Origin of the sequence: Microcystis sp. M_QC_C_20170808_M3Col (assembly GCF_007095505.1) — a bacterium.
GTDB lineage: Bacteria > Cyanobacteriota > Cyanobacteriia > Cyanobacteriales > Microcystaceae > Microcystis.
In genome coordinates, this window is record NZ_SFBY01000224.1 from 1 (window position 1) to 4,295 (window position 4,295).

5 protein-coding genes are annotated in these 4,295 nt (G+C 42.4%); 1 reads left to right on the plus strand and 4 read right to left on the minus strand.

The features are described from left to right. Window positions 1–148: 148 nt before the first annotated feature. Window positions 149–1,036 carry a 7,8-didemethyl-8-hydroxy-5-deazariboflavin synthase subunit CofG gene (gene cofG, locus EWV84_RS10000; RefSeq protein WP_287077870.1) on the minus strand — a complete coding sequence of 296 codons (888 nt, stop codon included), beginning with the start codon at window positions 1,034–1,036 and terminating at the stop codon, window positions 149–151. A gap of 112 nt (window positions 1,037–1,148) precedes the next feature. On the opposite strand from cofG, the gene EWV84_RS10005 reads away from it, so the two are divergent. Next, entirely contained in the window at window positions 1,149–2,813 is a 1,665-nt protein-coding gene (locus EWV84_RS10005) for a transglutaminase domain-containing protein (RefSeq protein WP_287077871.1), read from the plus strand. On the opposite strand, the gene EWV84_RS10010 is transcribed toward EWV84_RS10005, so the two are convergent. The 3 genes from EWV84_RS10010 to EWV84_RS10020 all read right to left on the minus strand — a co-directional run bounded on the left by EWV84_RS10010 (window position 2,810) and on the right by EWV84_RS10020 (window position 4,115). After that, window positions 2,810–3,076, minus strand: coding sequence for a hypothetical protein (locus EWV84_RS10010; protein ID WP_286827211.1), 267 nt, complete (start codon window positions 3,074–3,076; stop codon window positions 2,810–2,812). The two genes, EWV84_RS10005 and EWV84_RS10010, sit on opposite strands and share 4 nt — an antisense overlap. Before the next feature lie 357 nt (window positions 3,077–3,433). Beyond that, complete coding sequence (locus tag EWV84_RS10015; protein ID WP_323801810.1) at window positions 3,434–3,829, minus strand: helix-turn-helix domain-containing protein; 396 nt, start codon at window positions 3,827–3,829, stop codon at window positions 3,434–3,436. After that, window positions 3,816–4,115 carry a type II toxin-antitoxin system HigB family toxin gene (locus EWV84_RS10020; protein ID WP_287077873.1) on the minus strand — a complete coding sequence of 100 codons (300 nt, stop codon included), beginning with the start codon at window positions 4,113–4,115 and terminating at the stop codon, window positions 3,816–3,818. Before EWV84_RS10020 ends, EWV84_RS10015 begins: the two co-directional genes overlap by 14 nt. Window positions 4,116–4,295: the final 180 nt, after the last annotated feature.

Genomic DNA, 4,295 nt, shown 5'->3' on the forward strand with positions numbered 1-4,295 from the left:
ACTGACTTCTTTGCTGATGGATAAAAATGGGTCAGTAACGTTCGCTCAATCCTTTACGGGGTCAGCTTTTCAGCCATATTTTCGTTACCTGACCTCAAAAAATAAGCGAACGGTGAGTGATTACTGTTTACTGATCACTGATTACTGATTACTGATAAACCGGTAGGCGCGCTTTTAATTCCCAGCCATAAATTGCTAAAAATTCCTTTAATTTATCGGGGTGTAAATGGAGGTAATCGGGATTAACTTCATCGATAATGCCAATACCGCCTAAATCCCGCGCTCCTGCCGCTAAACAATCCAAGAGAAAAAGAGGATCGGGTACTAAATTCGGGGGAATTTGAATGACAATATCTGGGGGCAAAATTTCCCTAGCTTGCCTAACCAGATCGGGTAATTTTTGCAGATCAAAAGGATTATTTTGCCACCGTTCCCTTTTGCCCGGATTGTAGGGTTGTAGGATCACTTCTTGAATATGTCCCCAACGTTGATGAATAGTGGCAATAGTTTCTAAGGTTACTAAGCGATCGCATTCTGTTTCACCAATTCCTAATAATAACCCCGTGGTAAAAGGAATTCCTAATTCTCCCGCCCATTGTAACTGCTCTAAGCGCAGGGATGGCACTTTACTGGGGGCATGACGATGGACAGTATTTAATAAAGTCACCGTCATTTGTTCTAACATTATGCCCATAGATAGATTGACATTTTTCAGTTTTTCCATCTCGGCAAAAGTTAAAATCCCCGCATTGGTATGGGGATAAAAACCCATATTTAAAGCCAATTCTCCTAAATTATAAATATGGCGAAACCATAACTCTCGATTGGCTGCTAAAGGATGAACTTCCCCGCTAAGAATTAAAATTTCCGTAATTTCCGAACCCTGCAAAGCAGTTAAAATCTCTTTGGCCTTGTCTAGACTTAACCAGCCATCAGTGCCTAAATCCCTGCGAAAATTACAATAACTGCAACGATTGAAACACTCGTAGGTAGGTACAAGGGTATGAGAGGGACTATAAGTGACAATTCTTGACATTTTTTTCGGAATTGGAGTTCATTACGAGCATTCAAGGGCGATAAAATTTGCTATCGTGGGAAGAATTGCTGTTTTATTCACTTAAAAACGCTCTCCCTTTTCGCTTCCTCCTATGATTTTCGATCCTGCCAGTCTTCCCTCCCATCGTCAAACGATTCGTCCGATTAGCGCCACGGCCCTGCACGGAATTGTATTTCAAGATGACAAATTAATCGCTATCGACGCAAAAAACGGCTATTTATACCAAATTGCCCTCGATACCGGTCATACAACCGTACTTAATTGCCATCGCTGGCAAGAATTCGTCGGGACGACGGGATTGGCAATCGATGATCAAAATAACCTCTGGTTTACGACCCGCGAAAATCTCTACTGCTGCACTCTCGAAGATTTTACCCCGAAATTTTTTACCCGTCTTCCCTACACCGCTAACGGAGTCGCCGTAACTGCTAACACAATTTATGTCACTTGTCAACGTTCTGGACAAATCTTTATATTTGATCGCCAATCGGGACAGGAAATTACTCGTTTGTACGCGCCGGGTATCGGCATCGAAAATATCACCATTCGCGGGGAAGAACTTTGGTTAACGGATACCCTAGAACAAACGGTTTACTGTCTTGATCGCGCCACGGGAGAACAGCTTTTTAGCATGATAACTCCTTTTGAATCGCCGACGGGACTAGCTTTTTATAATGATGCGAACAGTGGCAAGGATATCTTATATGTGGCCTATGCTTTCCAAGAACCCTTTATCCGCGATAATCCCAATTCCGAACAGGTTTACGAACTTAGTTATCGTCCGCGTACTTTTGTCCATCCTCTATATTTTCACTACGATCCCGCTAAAAAATACACCCTTTCTAACGGTTATCTGATTGAATTATCCTACGTCGAGGAATTGGAACCTCTCTATAATATCGAACTAAAAGATGTGGAATGGCGCATCGCTTTACCCCTAGAAACACCGCGGCAAAAAATTCGCAGCGTCGAAGCGGTGGGATTGCCTTTTATTGAAGAAATTCAAGACGGGCAGCGGGTGGCAGTATTTAAGTTCAAGCAAATAACCGCCAAACAACGTCATATTTTTGGTTGGAAAGTGGTCTTAGAAGTGTGGGGAATTAAATACCAAATTACTCCCAAAGATTGCGAAGATTTACCCCCCTTACCCGCCGATTTTCCCGATCGCTATCTGATCGATAATGATGATCTGGCTATGAATACAGAAATTATCCTCAATGCTGCCAAAGAAGCGATCGGTCGGGAAACCAATCTCCTCAGAAAAGTTTATAGTATTCGTAACTACGTCTATGATCAGCTTTCCTACGGCATCAAACCCAACATCGACACCCCCGATATTGCCCTGCGGCGCGGAGTGGGTTCCTGTGGCGAATATGTGGGTTTATTATTGGCTTTGTGTCGTCTCAATGGTATTGCCTGTCGTACGGTAGGACGTTATAAATGCCCACCCCATCCCCTCGAACGTAATTTACCCCTCGAACCAGATTACAATCACGTCTGGATGGAATTTTATCTCCCCTCTATCGGTTGGGTTCCCATGGAGTCCAATCCCGATGATATCTTTGAAGGTGGTCCCTATCCCAATCGTTTCTTTATGGGTTTAGCTTGGTATCACACGGAAATTGCCAAAGATATCCCCTTTGAACGAATGCTCAGTGAAGGACAGCCGGTGTTAAAAATCCAAGTTCCCATCGGCGATTTAGCGATTAATCACGTTCAATTCATCATTCTTGAGGAATTAGCCCCAAAAGACTAGAATTTTGACCCATCATCTAGGATGCCCATTTCTCTATCTCTGGCTTCTTTGAGTTCTTTGACCATTTGCAAACCCGCGCCCACACAGAAGCCCAGGGTTGCCCCAGCACCGGCAAAATAACGTCCATAGATGATTTGATAGATATAGGGATTTTTATAGTTGACTTGGCTGGGATTGCGTTCAATGCGGCTAATGCCATAACCGATACCAGCACCAACTAAAGCCGTCACTAGGCCTGAAAATAGAACTAGACGAAAGTTCATGATCTTATCTCCCGATGGACTCTGACTTTAGATTATCGCTGAAAATTAGTCAATGGCAAGCGATCGCAATAATTCGTTAAGTAGTCGTGCCCAATCAATTTCCCTTGAGATGTGTAATTAATTTTGCTTAGGTACTTATTAAGTAGGGTTTGCCGAAAAAATCTAAAAACCTTGTTGGGTAAGACTTTTAGACCTTTTGTCAATCAAAAAGTACCAGATATGGGAGTGATCGGGGGTAAATTTTAGGTACTTTTTCCCTGAAAATTAGGTCACTGACCCCCTCAAAATCGGTAAAACCCTACACCCCACACCCCACACCCCACACCCTGTCCCCACGAAAAACTTTTTCAGCAGACCCTAAGTAAATAAACTGGCATCAACCCGAAAATATGACCCCAAAGACCTAGCTTCTGACTGATTGATGCTGCGTTGTCCATTAATTATTTGCTCCACCGCATCAGGGGAACCCAAAATAGTAATTAGCTCTGGATATTCTATCTCGTTAGCTTCTATAAGATGCTGTAAGGTTGCTAAAGGATTTCTGTCAGGAATTGGATAATTATCTGCCTCGAACCTTTCGATCAAACTAATCAATAACTCCAGTAAAGCTTCCTCCTCTAAACTAAGTTCCGAGCGATGTTCCAACTCTTGAGCAATTGCGATCACTCGCTCGTTTTCCACCTCTGTGGTGATTGCTTTTGGTTGATAGTGAGCGAGTAATTCTCCATAGGTTTTAGAATTAAAAGTAAGCATCATATTTCCAATTTCCTTTATCGTACTCGGCGTGGGTAAGAATATATTTAATATAGATAGTCTGTCGGCTATAAACTAGATCTACAATTAGACGATAGTGATTTCCTTTAATATTAAAAACAGTGAAGTTACCAACAGATTCAGCACTTTTATAAGTGGCTTGCACATCGATTAGATTTTGCCATGCTGCTTTACTAGCGACTCTATACCAATCATAGAGAGACTCGCAGGAATTAGCATTAGTGATACAGAAATCGCGAAGTATTCGACGGCTAATTACCCGCATAATACAAATATACCTCTGGCAGTTTCTGTCAATAGCAATTATACCTCAACATCTAGGCTAACGGGAGCATCCCAGTTTTGCAATGAGTAAAAATACTCAGGCAATATCGCCGTTGAGATAAGCACAACGTAGCTTCAAATACTGAGGAACATTCTCTGCTTTCCATTGTGCTCCCACAAT

Excerpts from the sequence above, each read along its gene's own strand:
- EWV84_RS10010 (WP_286827211.1), bottom strand. The coding sequence starts at position 3,076 with ATGAACTTTCGTCTAGTTCTATTTTCAGGCCTAGTGACGGCTTTAGTT.
- EWV84_RS10015 (WP_323801810.1), bottom strand. The coding sequence starts at position 3,829 with ATGCTTACTTTTAATTCTAAAACCTATGGAGAATTACTCGCTCACTAT.
- EWV84_RS10005 (WP_287077871.1), top strand. The coding sequence starts at position 1,149 with ATGATTTTCGATCCTGCCAGTCTTCCCTCCCATCGTCAAACGATTCGT.
- cofG (WP_287077870.1), bottom strand. The coding sequence starts at position 1,036 with ATGTCAAGAATTGTCACTTATAGTCCCTCTCATACCCTTGTACCTACC.
- EWV84_RS10020 (WP_287077873.1), bottom strand. The coding sequence starts at position 4,115 with ATGCGGGTAATTAGCCGTCGAATACTTCGCGATTTCTGTATCACTAAT.